Origin of the sequence: Neorhizobium sp. T6_25 (assembly GCF_002968555.1) — a bacterium.
In the GTDB taxonomy this organism is placed as follows: Bacteria; Pseudomonadota; Alphaproteobacteria; order Rhizobiales; family Rhizobiaceae; genus Neorhizobium.
Genome location: NZ_PVBL01000014.1, coordinates 64,137 through 81,615, shown reverse-complemented (window position 1 = coordinate 81,615; position 17,479 = coordinate 64,137). Strand labels below are relative to the sequence as shown.

Here is a 17,479-nt window from a genome sequence, read left to right as displayed (position 1 = left end):
CCCTGCAGCGTCATCATTCCCCGAATGGCTCGCTGACGCAACGAACGTTGATGTGACTGAATGTGAAACCCATCTAAGCTTCATGCCGAAGCACGAAAAGAACGAGATCGAGCTCCTCAGGACATGGACATTGACGCCCGCAGCGACGCTGGGGTCGTCAGTCCGTGCGAAAGGGATACTTCTCGAGATGCGAGCTCGGCTCCCGGTTCCATCGAAGAAGTCGCTCATACTCGAAGGAAATGAGCTGATCCTGTCGATGTCCGCGAACGCGAAGACCGAGTTTCAAGCCGCGTCGACCATTGTCTCCAGAGCGCTGGAGGACATCGAAACGTTGCCTGTCATCCCGCGCGAGATACAGGACATCTTAGCGATTAAAACGAGCGAGAGACACCGCTGGCTCGCAGACGGTCGGCTGCCCAGTGCGGGAACGCGAACTGTCAAGTTGCGTGGCCGGGCTAAAAAGATCACGTTCCACGTCTTTGATCCCAAGGTTGTCGAAGACATTCTCGACCGGGGTTTTGTTGAGGAATGGCGGGAGAATGACGCGACAGCGGCAGCCGAAAACAGGCGACGGGCCGCATACAAGGCGAAACTCACGCGTTTGTTGAAGCAGCGCGCAACAGCCCCGCCGCCTACGCAGGCGGTTTCCGACAAGGCTTCAAACCTCTCCGGATGGGATGAGTTTGGACGGGATGGGTTCCTTCGTTAGCGTTGGTGAGCGGGGACGAACAGGGTGGAGACGAGGATGGTGCGATGGCCGAGAAGCCGATATCGCGGCGCCGTGGGCGTGGCAGGAATGATGATGGTGGGGAGGGGAGAGGTAGGAGCGCGTTCTTCTTCGAGAATTATCGTTTGCGGGTCGCCACGGTGCACAAAGAGCCAGTTTTTAAAGAGGCGGTCCCTCTTCGCGAGGGCTTCAGAAAGGTCATGCTCTAGGTTCTGCCCGGAGCTTCTGCTCCATCGGAAAGCTACGCAGAATCTCGGCCCGTGCTGGTGACGGTCCGTCGCGCAGAACGGACTGTGTAAATACAATCAAGATTTGTGATTTCATTGTGAAATTCTCGATTTTCGCATAAAAAACTTGTTATTTCACGACTGAAAAAACTTGCAGATGAGCGGCATAAAAGTGCTCTTCTTTTAGAGTCCAGAGGTATGTCGACGAGGCCATCACGGTCGCGCCGAGATACCTAAGTAAGGCTAACTGGACAGAACTAACGGATCAGATTTCCCGACAACGTCACTGCACCGAACGAGGGAGGCAATCAACAACCCACCGGAGACCGGATTAAGCGATCAATAGTGATCAGTTTTCAGCATCGCTTGCTTCTGAAATTGCATTATTGGCGCATGACCTGACGCTGTATCCTTGACCAAGGCGGACGGGTTCGATGGTTGCGATCACACGTATCCCTGCCGCATGCGAGGGAGGTAAACTTGCGACCGAATATCCTTTTCATCATGTCGGATGACCATGCCGCGCGGGCGATCTCGGCCTATGGCGCAGGTCTCAACCACACCCCCAATCTCGACCGGCTCGCAAAGGAGGGGGTGAGACATGACGCGACCTATGTGACGAATTCGATCTGCACGCCGTCGAGGGCCGCGATCCTGGCCGGCACGCACAACCACGTCAACGGCGTCACGACCCTCGTGACGCACATGAACAATCGTCTCCCCAACGTGGCCAAGCTTTTGAAAGCGGCGGGATACCGCACCGGCATCTTCGGCAAATGGCATCTCGGCGAAGGTCCTCTCCACGAGCCGAAGGGGTTCGACGACTGGGCCGTCGTTCCCGGGCAGGGCGACTATTGGGACCCGGCCTTCATAGATCGCGATGGCCGGCGGCGAATTCCGGGCTATGTCACCGATATCATCACCGACAAATCGATCGATTTCATCGAACAAGGCGACGGCGGCCCGTTCTTCCTGATGTGCCACCACAAGGCGCCTCATCGCCATTTCGTGCCCGACCCCAAATACAATCATCTCTGGGCGGAAGAGGATCTTCCGCTGCCGTCGACATTCAACGATGATTATTCCGACCGCGCGGCGGCGGCCGCCGCCGCACGCATGCGCGTCCGGTCCGACCTCAACTGGGAGGATCTCGGGTTGGTGCAGCCGGAAGGGCCGGCCACCGTCGCGGGCGAGCTGATGCTGGATCAGATCCCGGTTCGCCGCGTGCCGGACCTTAAAAGTGGCGAAAGCATCACCGTGGTATGCGCCTCGACCGGCCGGAACTACACCTTCACCGATCCACAGGCTTTCGCGGAATTCAAATACCAGCGCTACATGAAGCGCTACCTCCGGACGGTTCAATCGATCGACGATAATGTCGGCCGCCTGCTCGACTACCTCGATGAAAAAGGCCTGAGCGAGAACACGCTGGTGATCTACACCTCCGACCAGGGCTTCTTCCTGGGTGAACACGGCTGGTTCGACAAGCGTTTCATGTATGAGGAAAGTCTGCAGATGCCGTTTTTGGCGCGTTACCCGGCGGCGATCCCGGCCGGCACGACCAGTCGCGACCTCGCCTGCAACGTTGATTTTGCACCCACCTTCCTGGACTATGCCGGTGTGCGGACGCCTTCCTTCATGCAGGGGCGGTCGATGCGGCCGGTGCTGGAGGGACAGACCCCGGACGACTGGCGGCAACTGGTGTACCATCGCTATTGGATGCATAACGATGCCATCCACGGCGCCTGGGCGCATTACGGGGTGCGCGACGCCCGCTACAAGCTCATCTACTGGTATAATGACGATCTGGGACAGCCAGGCGCTCGACCGAACGGCGCACCGCCGGAATGGGAATTGTTCGACTGCGTCGAAGATCCGCACGAGTTGCGGAACGTCGCCGACGATCCGGCCTATGCGGGCGTTTTCCGCGAGATGCTCGACAAGCTCGACACCCATATGGCCGAGATCGGCGACATCGCCGAGCATCCCAGGGAACTGATTTAGGCAACCGGTTTAGGGATTGTCCCTTCTGAAGATCCAGTCGTGGTCCGGGTGGTTCTTGAACCGCCATTTGCGGATCGGGCCGGCCATGACGTTGAGATAATACATCTCGTAGCCATAGGGCGCGCCGCAGGGGTGATGGCCCTTCGGCACCAGCACGAGATCGTGGTCCGAGACGGCCATGGTCTCGTCAAGCGAGCCGTCTTCGGTGAAGACCCGCTGGAAGCCGAACCCCTGTGCCGGGTTCAGCCGGTGGTAATAGGTCTCTTCCAGATAGGTCATGTCGGGGAATTTATCCTCGTCGTGCCGGTGCGGCGGATAGGAGGACCAGTTGCCGGCCGGCGTGAACACCTCGGTGACCAGAAGGCTGTCGGCGACATCCCGCTCTTCCATGGCGATCGGGAAGATGTAGCGGGTATTGGCGTCCTTGCCGCGGGTATTGAGGGAAAGCCCTTCCGGCCCGATCACCGCCGCTTCGCGCCCGGGCTTGGCCGGCGCGGTGCAGACAGCGAGCGTGCATTCGGTGGTCGCCTTGGCGCTCCAGTCCGAACCAGCGGGCACATAGACGCAGTGCGGCGGCTTGCGCTCGAAGACGTTCATCCGGTCGCCGAGTTCGCCGAAAGCCTTGCCGCCTCCGGAGATATCCGCCCTGCCCTCGACCAGCACGAGGATGACTTCCGTCTCGCCGGTCTTTTCGGCAGCACTTTCGCCCGGTTTAAGGCGGTAGAGGCCAAAGCCGACATAACCCCAGCCGGCATCCTTCGGCGTGACGTCATGCACCTTGCCGGATGCGCCCTTCGGCTTGCGCAGCAGGTTGGTCATGGGTTGCCCCTCCCCTTGTCGAGGCCGGCGGCCTGCGCCATCGCCTTCAGCGAGGAAAGACCCATGCTCTGGTATTCGAAGGGATTGCGCACGTCCGGATCCTGTTCGGCCTCGATCACCAGCCAGCCCTCATAGCCGTGCTCGGCGGCAATCTTCAGCACCGGTGGGAAACTCACCCCGCCTTCCTTGTCGCCCGGGACGGTGAAGACGCCACGGCGGACGCCTTCGAGAAAGGAGAGGCCTTCGTTGCGCACCTGCGCGGCGATATCGGGCCGCACGTTCTTGGCATGGATATGGCCGACGCGGGCCATGTGGTTTTTTGCGGCGCGCTCGGGATTGCCGCCACCGAACAGACAATGGCCGGTATCGAGCAGGAGTTTTGCGTACGGGCCGGTATGGGCCATCAGCCTGTCGATCTCGTCTTCGCTTTCGACGATCGTGCCCATGTGGTGGTGGTAGACGAGCGTGACGCCTTGGCCCGCCGCAAACTCCGCCAGCGCCTCGACGCCGGCGCCGAAGGATTTCCACTCGTTGTCGGGAAGCTTCGGACGGTCGTTGACGGCCTTGCCGTCGTCGCCATGGATGGCGTTCGAGGTCTCGCAGACGATGATGACCTTCGAACCCATAGCCTTGAGGAGATCGAGCGCCGGCTGCATCGCGCGTTTCTCGTCCTCGACCGAGTTGACCAGCAGGTTCAGCGAATGCCAGCCGGAAACATAGCGAAGCCCGCGCGGCTCCAGCACGGCCTTCAATGCCGCCGGCTCCTGCGGGAACTTGTGGCCCTTCTCGATGCCGTCGAAACCGATCTTCGCGGTCTCGTCCAGGCACTGGTCGAGGCTGATATGGGCGCCGAGCGAGCGGTCGTCATCGTTCGACCAGGCGATGGGGTTGGTACCGTAGAGGATCATGTCAGCGTCTTTCCTTGAGTGCCGCCTCGTAGGCGGCGCGAGCTTGCGTGACTTCAGCGCGGATCGAGACCTCCGGCACCGCGACATCCCACCAGTACCCCCCGCCTTCGGGCGTCGGGTAGGGATCGGTATCGATGACGATCACGGTTGCGACCTTGGCTTCCCGCGCCCCGTTCAATGCCGCTTCCAGATCGGCGATCGAGGAGACCTTGCGGGCATCGGCGCCCATCGCGGCGGCGTGGGCGGCGAAATCGATCTGCATCGGGTTCGCCTGGCTCGTGTGCGCATAGAGATTGTTGAACTGCTCGCCGCCGGTCGCCATCTGCAGCCGGTTGATGCAGCCGTAACCGCGGTTGTCGGTGATCACGACGGTGATCTTGACGCCCATTGCGACGGCCGTCGCAAGCTCCGAGTTCATCATCATGTAGGAGCCGTCGCCGACCATGACGATCACGTCGCGATCCGGCTCCGCCATCTTGATGCCGAGCCCGCCGGCGATCTCGTAGCCCATGCAGGAGAAGCCGTATTCCATGTGATAGGAGAGCGGCCTGCCGGCCTTCCAGAGCTGGTGCAGCTCGCCCGGCATGGTGCCGGCGGCGCACATGACGACCGTATTGTCGCGCGAGGCGCGTTGCACCGCGCCGATCACCTGCATGTCGGTCGGCAGCAGATTGCCGTCCTTGGGGGCAGCGGTGACCGCATCCGCATTGGCGAACCAGTCTTCCTTGAGGCCGGCATCCACTCCCCGGAAACGGTGCTCGCCGAGCGCTGCACTCATCAGCTCCAGCCCGACCTTCGCGTCCGAGACGAGCGGGATCGCTTCGTGCTTGGCGCTGTCATAGGGCTGGACATTGAGCGACAGGATACGGCGCGCCGGATTCTTGAAGAGCGCCCAGGAGCCGGTGGTGAAATCCTGGAACCGGGTGCCGACGCCAATCACCAGATCGGCGCTTTCGCAAACGGCATTGGCGCTCGAAGCGCCGGTTACGCCGACCGGGCCGAAATTGGCTGCATGGTCCCAGGGCAGTGCCGACTTGCCGGCCTGCGTCTCGACGACGGGGATATTGTGCCGGCTCGCAAACGCCGCGAGCGTCCCGGTCGCGCCGGAAAAATGCACGCCGCCGCCGGCGACGATGACCGGGTTCTGTGCGGCCCGGATCGCCTCGAGGGCACGATCAAGCTCGTTCTCATCCGGCCGCGGCCGGCGCCAATGCCAGGTCTTCGGCTCGAAGAAGCACTCGGGATAATCATAGGCTTCCGCCTGGGTATCCTGGCAGAATGCCAACGTCACCGGTCCGCAATCGGCCGGATCCGTCAGGGTCCGCATGGCGCGCGGCAGCGCGGTCAGGAGGTGTTCCGGCCGGCTGATGCGATCGAAATAGCGGCTGACCGGCCGGAAGCAGTCGTTGACGCTTGCAAGACCGTCGCCGAAATCCTCGATCTGCTGCAGAACCGGATCTGGACCGCGATTGGCAAAGACGTCGCCCGGAATGAAAAGCACCGGCAGGCGGTTCACATGCGCCAGTGCCGCTGCCGTCACCATGTTGAGCGCACCCGGACCGATCGAGGAGGTCACCGCCATCGCTCGGCTGCGGCGCAGCTGTTTGGAATAGGCGATCGCCGCATGGGCCATCGACTGCTCGTTCTGGCCGCGATAGGTCGGCAGGTCAGGCCTAATGCCCGCCAGCGCCTCGCCCATGCCGGCGACGTTGCCGTGTCCGAAGATCGCCCAGACACCGGCGATGAAGGGTACGCCCTCCTCCGTCATCTGGTTTGCAAGATAGCGCACCATCGCCTGCGCGGCGGTCAGTCTCACCGTTTTCATCGCCCGTTTCCTCCTCCGCTGCCGGCTCTTGCGCGTGCCGTGTCCCAGGCCGTGCAGAGTTCGCGGTATTTACGCACCATGTCGGCCACCGCCTCGTCGTCGCCGATCGCGCCGGCAAACCAACGCCGCGCCGCATCGCCAAAAATCGTCCGGCCGACGGCAAATCCCTTCACAAGGTCGAAGCGTGCCGCGGTGGCAAAGCTTTCCTCCAGCTCCGCCATCGGCGCATCGAGCCCGAGCACGACGATGCCGCGCACATAGGGATCGTGCTTCTGGATCGCGGCGCAGGCATTCGCCCAGGCGGCCTCGCTCTTCATCGGTTCGAGCTTCCACCAATCGGGATAGACGCCGATCTCGTAAAAGCGCTCGATGATATCGGCAACGGTCCGATCGTTGACCGGTCCGACCTTGGAGGGGATCACCTCCAGCAGCATTTCCAGCCGGTTGCGGCGCGTGGCTGCAAACAGGCGCTGGATCACCTCTTCCTGTTTTTCCCGCATCTCGACCGGATCATCGGGATGATAGAAGCACAGAACCTTGGCGACGTTTTCGACCGGCCATTCCGTGATGCCACCGAAGTCGGGACCAAGCTCGGGCTCCAGGGTCAGCGGGCGCGAGCCCGGCCATTCCACCGGCCGGCCGATCCACAACCCCGTGCCGGTTGCCTTGTAAAGCGTCTCGCGGCCGAGCCGCCCGTCGCAGAGAATGCCGTAGCCCTGCCTGCCATCCGAGACGTCGAGCGCGGCCTTCAGGCAAAGCGCCTTGAACGCGTCGATCCGCTCCGAACTCTGGCCCGCCTCATCGGCGATCGTTTCCAGCTGCATGCGGTGATCGAAGGCGAAGACCCGCAATTGCGGCCACTCACCGGTCCGGTTGGTCGACCAGTGCACCTGCTCCAGCGCGCCATCCTTGCGCAGCGCCCTGTCCCGGATGCCGGTGCGGAAGAAATACTGCAGCTCTTCCCAGCTCGGATAGGCCGGCGTGCAGCCGTGGCGCGAGACGGCGAAGGCGCCACAGGCGTTGGCGTATTTCAGCGCCGTCGGCCAGTCCTCGCCGGTGAGCCAGCCCTTCAGCAGGCCTGCCATGAAGCCGTCGCCGGCGCCGAGCACGTTGAAGACCTCGATGGGAAAACCCTGCCCCGTCTGGCCTTTGTCGAGGCTGTCGGGAATATCGCCTTCGAAGACGACGGCGCCCATCGGGCCACGCTTGCAGACCAGCGTCGCCTTGGAAACCGCGCGAACCGCTCTCAGTGCCTCGATCGTATCGGTCGAACCGCCGGCGATATGAAATTCCTCTTCCGTCCCGACCAGCAGGTCGAACAGATGCAGGCTCGCTTGCAGCTTGGCGGTCACCTTGCCGGATTCGATAAAGCGGCTTTCGCCGGCCTCATGGCCTGCAAGGCCCCACAGGTTCGGGCGATAGTCGATGTCGAGGGCCGTGCGAGCGCCGTTCTCGCGGGCGAGCCGCAGCGCCTTCAAGACGGCAGCCTCGGTGTTCGGGTGGGAAAGATGGGTGCCCGTGGCGCAGACGCAGCCCGCCTCTGCAATAAAGGCCGGATCGATATCGTCTTCGCAAAGCGCCATGTCAGCGCAGTTCTCGCGATAGAAGATCAGCGGAAACTGGTGCTGGTCGCGGATGCCGAGCAAAACGAGCGCCGTCAGGCGCTCCGGATCGGTCTTGACGCCGCGCACGTCAACCTTCTCGCGGATCAGCTGCTCGCGAATGAACCGGCCCATATGCTCGGCGCCGACGCGGGTGATCAGCGCTGATTTCAGCCCGAGCCTTGCCGCACCCGCAGCAATGTTCGTCGGCGAGCCGCCGATATATTTGTTAAAGGAGGCCATATCCTCCAGACGCCCGCCGACCTGCACGCCGTAAAGATCAACGGACGAACGGCCGATCGTGATGAGATCCAGTGACGCCAAGATATCCTCCCTCGCGGCGGCTGGGCTTTATGCCCGTCGATACCGCCCGGAACCGGCCGATCCTCCCCGGCCGCTTCCAATCAGAAATGGACTATAAATTCTATTTTTCTAGTTTTCAACATAAACATTCACTCAGACCGCTTTGTGCCCACCGCCACCGACAGCACGATGGCCAAACAGAGCGTCGCCGACAGCGAGCGGAAAGCGCCGAAATCAACCTCCGAGACGGAAAGTGTGATCGCTTCGAACTTCCGCAAGGGGCTGACGATCGTATCGGTCAGGGCCACGACCGGGATGCCCCGCGCGCTCACTGCCTCAACCATATCCACCGTCTCTGCCGAATAGGGAGAAAAGGTGACCGCCAGCAGCACGTCGCCGGTGCGGATGGCATTGTGGTTGTCGAGCCCGCCGACGCCGGAATGCAGCATGGCCGGGACGTTCATCTTCTCAAACGCATAGGAGATGTAGCTTGCGACCGGAAAGGAGCGCCTGAGACCGATGATGTGGATCATCTGGGCCTTCGCCAGCACCGCAACGGCATCGTCCAGGGTCTTCGTGTCGATCGTCTTCAGGAGGTTTTCGAGCGAGGCGCGCCCCGCATCGACGAACTCGCCCAGCAGGGCGGAAGCGCTGCCCTCGGCCTTTTCCCGCAGATTTTTCAGCCGTGTCGAATAGTCCGGCCAGCCGCCGGCATAGGACTCGCGAAACAGCCGCTGCATCTCGGAGAATCCGGAAAAGCCGAGGATCCTGCAGAAACGCATGAAGGCCGAAGGCTGCACGCCGGCCCCTTCCGCCATCTCGGCCACCGTGGACACGGCGATCCGGTCCTTGTTGGCCGCGACATACTCGGCGCATTGCCGCAGTCGTTTCGGCAGGCTCTCCGAAACGTCGATCAGCCGTTCTTCGAATTGCTTGATGCTGGCGGGCGCCCTGTCCTCCATTCGGTCCTTCCGTTTTCCTTGACATGGATGAAATCACAAACTAGCAAAATAGAACATATATTCCAAATTTCGATTTGGACAGTCGGAAACGCAGCAGGAAAAACGGCTGTGTCACCCGCGCAGGCGGGCCTGGCTGAAACAGCGGACAATGTCACGGGAGGACATCATGGTCACGAAACTGGCGCTTCTCGGCGCAGGCCGGATCGGCAAGGTACATGCGCGCGCCATCGCGGAGGATAAGCGAGCCAAGCTCGTCGCGGTGGTGGATGCCATGACCGACGCGGCGCAGGCGATTGCCGACAGCACCGGCTGCAAGGTCAGCACGATCGACGCGGTCGAGGCCGACCGCGATATCGATGCCGTCATCATCTGCACACCGACCAATACCCATGCGGACCTGATCGAACGCTTCGCCAAGGCCGGCAAGGCGATTTTCTGTGAAAAGCCGATCGACCTCGACGTAGACCGCGCCAAGGCCTGCGTCGAGACGGTTCGCAGGACCGGCGCCAAGGTGATGCTCGGCTTCAACCGCCGCTTCGATCCGCATTTCCGGGCGGTGCGACAGGCGATCGACGACGGCAGGATCGGCAAGGTGGAAATGGTGACGATCACCAGCCGTGATCCCGGCCCGCCGCCGGCGGAATACATCAAGGTGTCCGGCGGCATTTTCCGCGACATGACGATCCACGACTTCGACATGGCGCGTTTCCTGCTCGGCGAGGAAATCCACAGCGTCATGGCGTCCGGCACGGTGCTGGTCGATCCGAAAATCGGCGAGCTTGGCGACTATGACAGCGCAAGCCTCATCCTGACGACGAAGAGCGGCAGGCAGGCCATCATCTCCAACTCCCGCCGGGCGAGCTACGGTTATGACCAGCGCATCGAGGTGCACGGATCGCTCGGCTCCGTCGCTGCCGAAAACCAGCGGCCGGTCTCGATCGAGATCGCCAACAAGGACGGCTATACCCGCCCGCCGCTGCACGACTTCTTCATGACCCGTTATACCGAGGCTTACGCGGCGGAAATTTCTGCCTTCATCGACAGCCTCGAAAGCGGCTCGGCCCCCTCGCCTTCCGCCGAAGACGGCGTGATTGCGCTGATGCTGGCCGACGCAGCCGTGCGGGCCGTCAAGGAAGGCAAGTCGATCGTTATCGACGAATAAAGTCCAGGGCATCTGCTGTTGGACACGGATGCTCGGGGTGGGGAAGACGGGAACGCTTCCACAATAACGGCGGCGCGGCTTTTCGACGAAAGGCCGCGTCAAGATTGTCTTGCGTTGAAGCCCCGTGAGCATGCATGATGGACGAGGTTCATTGCATCAGGGGGATGAAGCACCGCTCCGTCAACGGGGTCGCGCGCGGAGATATCCAAGTCGCCTGCACGAACAATGCGAGACATTGTTTGCTCGCATCGGCGCTTCAAAAACCCAGCTTAAATCGAAAGAAATTCCGTTGAAAGCCAAGCTAGGCTTGAAAGATGTGGCTCTGGATGCCGGCGTTTCGCTCAGTACCGCGTCCCATGTTCTCAACGGAACCGCGCCGATCTCGATAGAGGTTCGGGAGCGGGTGCTCAATTCCGCACAAAGGCTGGGATATCTGGAAAAGCGCAGGAGCCGGGCGACGATCGCCACGCTTCGCACCATCCTCCTGGCGATCACCAGCGATGCGGCGCCTCACAGCGACGTCAATCTCGTCAGCTGGACGATGCTCAACAGCCTGCGCCAGGAATGCGAACGGCTCAGCATCCGGATCGTGCCTTTCGTCAGCGCCGGCAGCCGGATCGACGCGAACGAGGTCCGCCGCATGGCGCAGGCCGAAAACGTCGACGGCATCGTCATCCTCAACGACGACCGGCCGGAACTGATCCGCGCCCTTGCCGCAGGACGGGCGCCGCTCGTCATCCTGAACGGCGAGGACCCTTCGATGCTGGTCGATACGGTCACCGGTGAAAACCGCTTCGGCGCCCGCCAGGGAACCGAGCACCTGCTTTCGCTCGGCCATCGCCGCATCCTGCATCTGACCTGGAAGGGCAGAACCACCATCCGCCGCCGGTATGACGGCTATGCCGATGCGCATCTTGCAGCCGGCCTTGCCGCATCGCCGGAGATGATCGTCGAGGCGGAGGGATACGAGCCCCACCAGGGCGAGCAGGCGATCCGCCAGATGCTTTCCGAAAATGGCGACCTGCGCGGCGCGACGGCGATCTTCTGCGCCGCCGACAACCTGGCGCTCGGCTGCCTGAGGGCGCTGGCGGCATTCGGCATCCGTGTGCCGGAAGAAATGTCCGTGCTCGGCTTCGACGATATCGTGCCCGGGGAATTCAGCACGCCGCCGCTCTCGACCGTCCAGTTGCCGACCGACCGGCTGGGGGCGGCCGCAATCAGCCTTCTGGAACAGCGGCTCGTCGCCAACGATCCGCTACGGCCGGCCTACCGGCTGGAACTCGGCTGCAAGCTGGTGCTGCGGGGCAGCGTCGCGCCGCCCCGCAGGTAACCTCACTTCATTCCGGTGCCGGCAATCCCGGTGGTGATGTATTTCTGCAGGAACAGGAAGACGACCGTGACCGGCGCCAGGCTCAGGAAGGTCATGGCGAGGATGTAGTTCCACTGCACGGAGAACTCGCCCTGGAAGGCGTTGAGCCCGACCTGCAGGGTGAAGTTTTCACGGCTGCTCAGGACAATCAGCGGCCAGAGGAAGTCGTTCCACCGCCAAAGGACGGAAAAGATCGCCAGCACCGCGAGCGCCGGCGCCGTCAGCGGCAGCACAATGCGCCAGAAGATCCGGAACTCGCTTGCCGCGTCGACACGCGCCGCCTCGATGAGTTCGTCGGGAATGGTGAGCATGTATTGGCGCAGCAGGAAGACGCCGGTCGGCGAGGCGATCGTCGGGATGATGATGCCCCAAAGACTGTCCACCAGGCCGACACCGACGACGACCAGATAGGCCGGGACCATGACCACCGTCAGAGGAATCATCAGCGTCGAGATGATCAGCACGAAGATCGCCTTCTCGCCCCGGAACCGGTATTTCGACAGCGCGAAAGCCGCAAGCGCGTTGACGACGAGCGTCAGCAGCGTTGCGACGAAGGTGACGAAGACCGAATTCTTCAAAAAGGTGAGGAAGTCGAACCTGGTGAGCGGATCGGTATAGTTCTCGGTCGCGATGGTGAGGCGCTGGACCGGTGAGATGTTTTTGACGTCGACGCTAACCGGCGGTCCGGGATTGCTCGGATCGACCATCTGGGCTTTCAGCCCGATGCGCCGGACCATCGCCATCTCGCGCGGCTGGCCGTCGACATCGACGGTCCAGAGGCTGAGCGGGGCGTCGAAGCCCGGTACGGTCTGCTGGACCGCCGCACGCGGCAGCAGCGTCGGCGGAAAGCGGGTGATCTCGGCGGCCGGCTTGAACGACGAAAGCCCCGCCCAGACCACCGGAATGAGCACGGCAAGCGTGCCCAGGACCAGCCAGGCCCAAGAGAGAATGTCGGTGACGCCGATCCGGCCCGGCCGGCGGGTGCGTGTCAGGAAGGCGATGGGTGAGAGGCCTTGCGCCATGGTCAGGACTCCATCTTGCGGCCAAGCCGCAGCTGTATGAGCGTCAGGGCCAGCAGCACGAGACCCATCAGCACCGAGGCCGCCGAGGCGAGGCCGAAAAGGCGCAGGTCACTGCCGAAAGCCATCTGGTAGATGTACTGCACGATGAAGCTGTTTGCGGTGCCGGGCCCGCCGCCATTGGTCAGCACCCAGGCTTCGTCGAAGATCTGGACCGAGCGGATCATCAGGAGGATCAGCACGACGAGCAGGTTCGGCCCGAGAAGCGGAAGCGTGATCCGCAAAAGCGTGCGCCGGGGCGAGGCCGCGTCGATCGAGGCGGCTTCGTAGAGATCCTTCGGAATGGCCTGCAGGCCGGCCAGAAGGATCAGCGTATAAAAGCCCATGTGGAACCAGACGGAAACGACCACCACGAAGAAGCGCGACCAGCCGACGTCCAGCAGGAAGATTTCCGGCGGTACGCCGAGCATCTGCAGGAAGGCGTTGAGCAGGCCGTTGCGGTCCAGGAACCACTTCCAGATCAGGCCGATGACGACCGGCGACAGCAGGACGGGATAAAAGAACATGGCCCGGAAGAAACCGCGCGCGGCCATCGCCCGGTTGAGGATGAGAGCCGTCACCAATGCCACGAGCAGGGTCGCGGCAACGTTGAAGCCGACGAACCAGAGCGTGTTCCCGACCGCGGTCCAGAACAGCGATTCGCGGCAGCTCCCCGGACGAAGGTAGTCTTCGCACTGCAGGAGCTGGCGGAAATTGTCGAAGCCGACGAAAGGTCGCTCGGATACGAAAAGGCCGGTGCCGCCGGTAAAGGCGTAACCAACCGCGATGGCGATGGGCAGGAAGGTGAAGATGCCGAAAAGGATGAGGTTCGGCGCGAGGAACAGATAGGGCATCCGCTTCCTGCCCATCAGCCGCTCGAACCCGTTGATCGGCGCCTCGACGACGCCCATGACGAAGTCGACGGCACGGCCGCCGAGATCGGTCGCCTTAGGCATGCTCATGGACATCACTCCGTTGGCTAACGGATTGCGGCAAAGCCAGGCCGCTATCGGGATCGAAGACGTGCACCCGGCCGGATAGCGGCATGATCCGCAGAAGGTCGCCGGGCCGCGGCGCGAAATGGCCAGTCTGGTGGACGATGATCTGTTCGTCCCGCCCCTCGAGCGTCCCGTAGACATAGGTCTCGGTCCCAAGGCTCTCGTGATACTGGACAACGAATGGCAGACCTTCGTCGCCGACCGAAAAATGCGCGGGCCGTATGCCGACAAGTACGGCCTGGCCTTCTTTCGCCGCAGCCGGATCGATCGACGCAGAGAGCGGCGCACCGTAGCCGGCGTCGATCGTCACCCCGGCTTCGCCGACCGCCGTCACCTGGCCCTTCAACATGTTCATCCGCGGCGAGCCCAGGAAGCCCGCCACGAAGAGGTTCCTCGGGTTGTCGAAGAGTTCGAGCGGCGTTCCGACCTGCTCGATCCGGCCGGCATTGAGCACGACGATCTCGTCGGCCATGGTCATCGCCTCCACCTGGTCGTGGGTGACGTAGATCATCGTCGTTCTCAGCTGGCGATGCAGCCGGGTAATTTCCGCCCTTGTCTGCACGCGCAGCGCCGCGTCGAGGTTCGAAAGCGGCTCGTCGAAGAGGAAGATATCGGGATTGCGCACGATGGCGCGTCCGATCGCGACACGCTGGCGCTGACCGCCGGAAAGCTGCCGTGGCTTGCGATCCAGATAGGGCTCGATCGCCAGCATGCGGGCCGCCTCCCCGATCCGGGTCTCGATTTCGCTGCGCTTGAATTTCAGGTTCTCGAGCCCGAAGGCGAGGTTCTTGCGCACGCTCATATGGGGATAGAGCGCATAGGACTGGAAGACCATGGCGATCTTGCGTTCCGCCGGCGAAAGCTGGACGACATCTCGCCCGCCGATCTCGATGCCGCCGGCGCTGATGTCCTCCAGCCCCGCGATGATCCTGAGGAGGGTCGACTTGCCGCAGCCGGACGGACCGACGAAGACGACGAACTTGCCGTTGTCGATCGTCAGGTCGATGCCGTGCAGAACGGTCAGCGCGCCGAACGCCTTGGTGACATTCGTAAGTTTCAGATTTCCCATTCCCTGCTCCCGTCAGGTTCAGACATTTTATGGAGGACGCTTTCGACGTTCCAGCCTTCCGGTATCGGTTGCGGCCTGTCGAAATGCGTCTCCTCGATCGTAATCTCCTCTGTGCCGGCGGTAAAAAGCGCCGGCATGCCGCCCGGGTAGTCGACAAGGCCGATTATCCGTCCGTCCGCGCCCTTCGTCCATGCGTTCGCACGGCCGGCAGCGTCTGCGCTCGGTGCGATATCCGCGTTGGTCGGCCGCAGATCGTAGCGAAGTCCGGTGCCGAGCGGGCCTTTTCGCTGCCGCAGTCGCAGCCGCGAAAGCCTGACGCCCTCGATTCCTGCGGCGGACGTCGAGACGAGCGCGATCGCCCCGTCCATTTGGCCACTCAGGTCCTCGACGACGAGGTTTCGAACGGCACCGGCCCGGCGGGTGGGGATGCGATCCACCACGGTTACCGTCAGCGCCTCGCCCGATCCCCAGAAGCCGTCGAGCGTCTCGTGGCAATCGACCTTTATCCGGGAGAAGCGGATATCGGTCATGTTCCCGCCGTCGCGCGAAAACAGTCCGAGCCCCCGGTTTGAATCGTGGACGCGGCAGTCTTCGAAGACGACGTGCGTGAAATCGCCGTAGGATTCCGTGCCGATCTTGAGCGCGCAGCTGTTGCTTTCGACCAGGCAGCGGCGCACGAGCACGTTTTCGCAGTCTCCGATCGCCTGGCCGTCCGGCCCGGCGCTGGTCTTCAGGCAGATGCCGTCATCGGCGGTCGATATGACGCAGTCCTCCACCACCGCATGCCGGCAGGCGTCGAGCACGAGGCCGTCGGTATTCGGCATGCGCCGGTTGTTCGATACCTTTACGCCGCCGACATAGACGTCGTCGCAATTGACCAGGTGCAGCGTCCACATCGGCGAATCGACGATTTCCAGCCGCTCGATCCGGAGGCCGCGGCAGGATTCGAAGACCACCACCCGCGGGCGGAATTCCGCCGGGACAAAGGTGCCCATCGCCTCGTCGTTGCCGGCGATGAAATGTTCGCCGCCTGCCTCGATCCGTCCGGGGCCGGTCAGGGCTATATCCGTCGCATTTCTGGCGACGATCATGGCACGGTTCGACTTCTCGGCGACAACCGAAACCGATGTCTCCTCGTAAGCCCCGTAGTCGGCGGCCGGGCGCAGGATCGCGCCCATCGCCAGATGAAGCTCGACGCCGGATTGCAGCCTCAGGCCGCGCGTATTGTGGATGCCTTCGGCAAGCTCGACGCAGCCGCCGCCGCGGGCTGCCACCTGGTCGATCGCCGTCTGGATGCGCGCCGTTTCGTCCTCCTGCGCGGGCTCGATGAGAAGGGAGGGGAACCTGTTCATGCGCCCTCCTCGCCCTGGAGCAGGACTTCGGTCAGCAGCAGCATCGTCAGCGCCTGCCCGTAAGGGGTCGGCAGGTTGGGGATCCGACGATAGAAATCCAGATCGTGCCCCATCGGCGTGCCATCGGAAACGCCCTGGACGACGCCCTCGTCATCGACCTGTGAGAGCACGGCCGAAAGCGCGCGTTCCGCATGCACCCGGTCGGAAGGATCGAGGATGCCTGCATCGATGCCGCGCAGAATGCCATAGGCGATCCCGGCCGTCGCCGATGTTTCAAGGGGAGATGTCGGGTCGTCGAGCAGCGTATGGAACATGCCGTCGCGGCGCTGCAATCGCTTTAGCGAGCGCACCTGGCTTGCAAGCACGTTCGACAGGAAACGCTTGTCCTTTTCCTCGAGATCGGGAACGAGCTCGAACAGTTCGGGAATGGCAACCGTGATCCAGGCGTTGCCGCGCGCCCAGAAGGCCTTGGCGAAATTGTGCCGGCCGTTGAAGGTCCAGCCGTGATACCAGAGGCCGGTGACCGGATCGGAGAGATAGCGGGCATGCACCATGAACTGGTAGACGGCCTCGTCGATCCAGTCGCGACGCCCGCAGGCGACGCCCGCCCGCGCCAGAAACAGTGCGGCCATGAACAGCGTATCGTCCCACAGTTCGCCGTCGTTCAGCCGTTCCTTGACGACGTGCTGAAAGCCGCCGTCCTCGGTCTTCGGAAGCCGGTGGACGAGCCAGTCTGCCCAGTCCTCGACAAGCGCACGGAAATCCGGCCGGTCGACATGGTCGATAAGGATGGCGAGCGGCAGCATCGGTGCCGTGCTGTTGATCTGCCGTGGCGGCAGGCCCCGGCCGATTTGCCGGCCGTACCAGGCGACGAGGTCGTCGATGGCCTTCCGGTCGCCGGCGGCAAGCGCACGGCGCAGGAAGCCGTAGAGGCCGACGCCGACTTCCCAGTCCCATTCGTCGAACTGGATACCACCCTCCGCCTCGGCACTAGCAAGGCCTTCCTTGATGCCCTTGAGGCGGCTGAACGCAACCGCGACCTGATCGATCGTTTCCTGCAGGGCCGGTTTGTTGAGGGTCATCGAATCCATCGGT

At 62.8% G+C, this 17,479-nt stretch carries 14 protein-coding genes; 4 read left to right on the top strand and 10 right to left on the bottom strand.

The features are described from left to right. Window positions 1-82 precede the first annotated feature (82 nt). Together C5L10_RS19170 and C5L10_RS19160 are read left to right on the top strand one after the other, a co-directional pair. A complete protein-coding gene (locus C5L10_RS19170) occupies window positions 83-709 on the top strand; it encodes a hypothetical protein (RefSeq protein WP_105430990.1) in 627 nt (208 codons plus the stop codon). Window positions 710-1,434: 725 nt separating this feature from the next. Continuing rightward, window positions 1,435-2,958: a sulfatase gene (locus C5L10_RS19160; RefSeq protein ID WP_105430988.1), complete on the top strand. Its 1,524-nt coding sequence runs from the start codon at window positions 1,435-1,437 to the stop codon at window positions 2,956-2,958. A 9-nt stretch (window positions 2,959-2,967) separates the two neighbouring features. Here C5L10_RS19160 and iolB read toward each other — a convergent pair whose 3' ends face one another. The 5 genes from iolB to C5L10_RS19135 form a co-directional block, all read right to left on the bottom strand. Next, window positions 2,968-3,777, bottom strand: coding sequence for a 5-deoxy-glucuronate isomerase (gene iolB / locus C5L10_RS19155; RefSeq protein WP_105425324.1), 810 nt, complete (start codon window positions 3,775-3,777; stop codon window positions 2,968-2,970). Then, a complete protein-coding gene (gene iolE, locus C5L10_RS19150) occupies window positions 3,774-4,685 on the bottom strand; it encodes a myo-inosose-2 dehydratase (RefSeq protein WP_105430987.1) in 912 nt (303 codons plus the stop codon). The genes iolB and iolE overlap by 4 nt, the downstream gene beginning before the upstream one ends. Before the next feature lies 1 nt (window position 4,686). Beyond that, the gene (iolD, locus tag C5L10_RS19145; protein ID WP_105430986.1) at window positions 4,687-6,510 is read right to left on the bottom strand and encodes a 3D-(3,5/4)-trihydroxycyclohexane-1,2-dione acylhydrolase (decyclizing); all 1,824 of its coding nucleotides are present in this window, start codon (window positions 6,508-6,510) and stop codon (window positions 4,687-4,689) included. After that, a complete protein-coding gene (iolC, locus tag C5L10_RS19140) occupies window positions 6,507-8,435 on the bottom strand; it encodes a 5-dehydro-2-deoxygluconokinase (protein ID WP_105430985.1) in 1,929 nt (642 codons plus the stop codon). The genes iolD and iolC overlap by 4 nt, the downstream gene beginning before the upstream one ends. Window positions 8,436-8,563: 128 nt before the next feature. After that, a complete protein-coding gene (locus C5L10_RS19135; RefSeq protein WP_105430984.1) occupies window positions 8,564-9,376 on the bottom strand; it encodes a MurR/RpiR family transcriptional regulator in 813 nt (270 codons plus the stop codon). Between the two features lie 166 nt (window positions 9,377-9,542). Here C5L10_RS19135 and iolG point away from each other — a divergent pair, with 166 nt between their 5' ends. Then, window positions 9,543-10,538: an inositol 2-dehydrogenase gene (iolG, locus tag C5L10_RS19130; protein ID WP_105430983.1), complete on the top strand. Its 996-nt coding sequence runs from the start codon at window positions 9,543-9,545 to the stop codon at window positions 10,536-10,538. 289 nt (window positions 10,539-10,827) lie between these two features. Continuing rightward, window positions 10,828-11,868 (top strand): LacI family DNA-binding transcriptional regulator, encoded by a 1,041-nt coding sequence (locus C5L10_RS19125; protein WP_245448045.1) that lies wholly within the window; start codon window positions 10,828-10,830, stop codon window positions 11,866-11,868. Between the two features lie 2 nt (window positions 11,869-11,870). Here the strand turns inward: C5L10_RS19125 and C5L10_RS19120 are convergent, their stop codons facing one another. From C5L10_RS19120 to C5L10_RS19100, 5 genes are read right to left on the bottom strand one after another with little or no spacing between them, the layout of a single operon-like run. Further along, window positions 11,871-12,929 (bottom strand): carbohydrate ABC transporter permease, encoded by a 1,059-nt coding sequence (locus tag C5L10_RS19120; protein ID WP_105430981.1) that lies wholly within the window; start codon window positions 12,927-12,929, stop codon window positions 11,871-11,873. A 2-nt stretch (window positions 12,930-12,931) separates the two neighbouring features. Next, entirely contained in the window at window positions 12,932-13,921 is a 990-nt protein-coding gene (locus C5L10_RS19115) for a carbohydrate ABC transporter permease (protein ID WP_105431052.1), read from the bottom strand. Then, window positions 13,914-15,032, bottom strand: coding sequence for an ABC transporter ATP-binding protein (locus C5L10_RS19110; protein WP_105430980.1), 1,119 nt, complete (start codon window positions 15,030-15,032; stop codon window positions 13,914-13,916). The genes C5L10_RS19115 and C5L10_RS19110 overlap by 8 nt, the downstream gene beginning before the upstream one ends. Next, window positions 15,020-16,384, bottom strand: coding sequence for a glycoside hydrolase family 28 protein (locus C5L10_RS19105; protein ID WP_105430979.1), 1,365 nt, complete (start codon window positions 16,382-16,384; stop codon window positions 15,020-15,022). Before C5L10_RS19105 ends, C5L10_RS19110 begins: the two co-directional genes overlap by 13 nt. Further along, the gene (locus tag C5L10_RS19100) at window positions 16,381-17,475 is read right to left on the bottom strand and encodes a glycoside hydrolase family 105 protein (RefSeq protein ID WP_105430978.1); all 1,095 of its coding nucleotides are present in this window, start codon (window positions 17,473-17,475) and stop codon (window positions 16,381-16,383) included. Before C5L10_RS19100 ends, C5L10_RS19105 begins: the two co-directional genes overlap by 4 nt. Window positions 17,476-17,479: the final 4 nt, after the last annotated feature.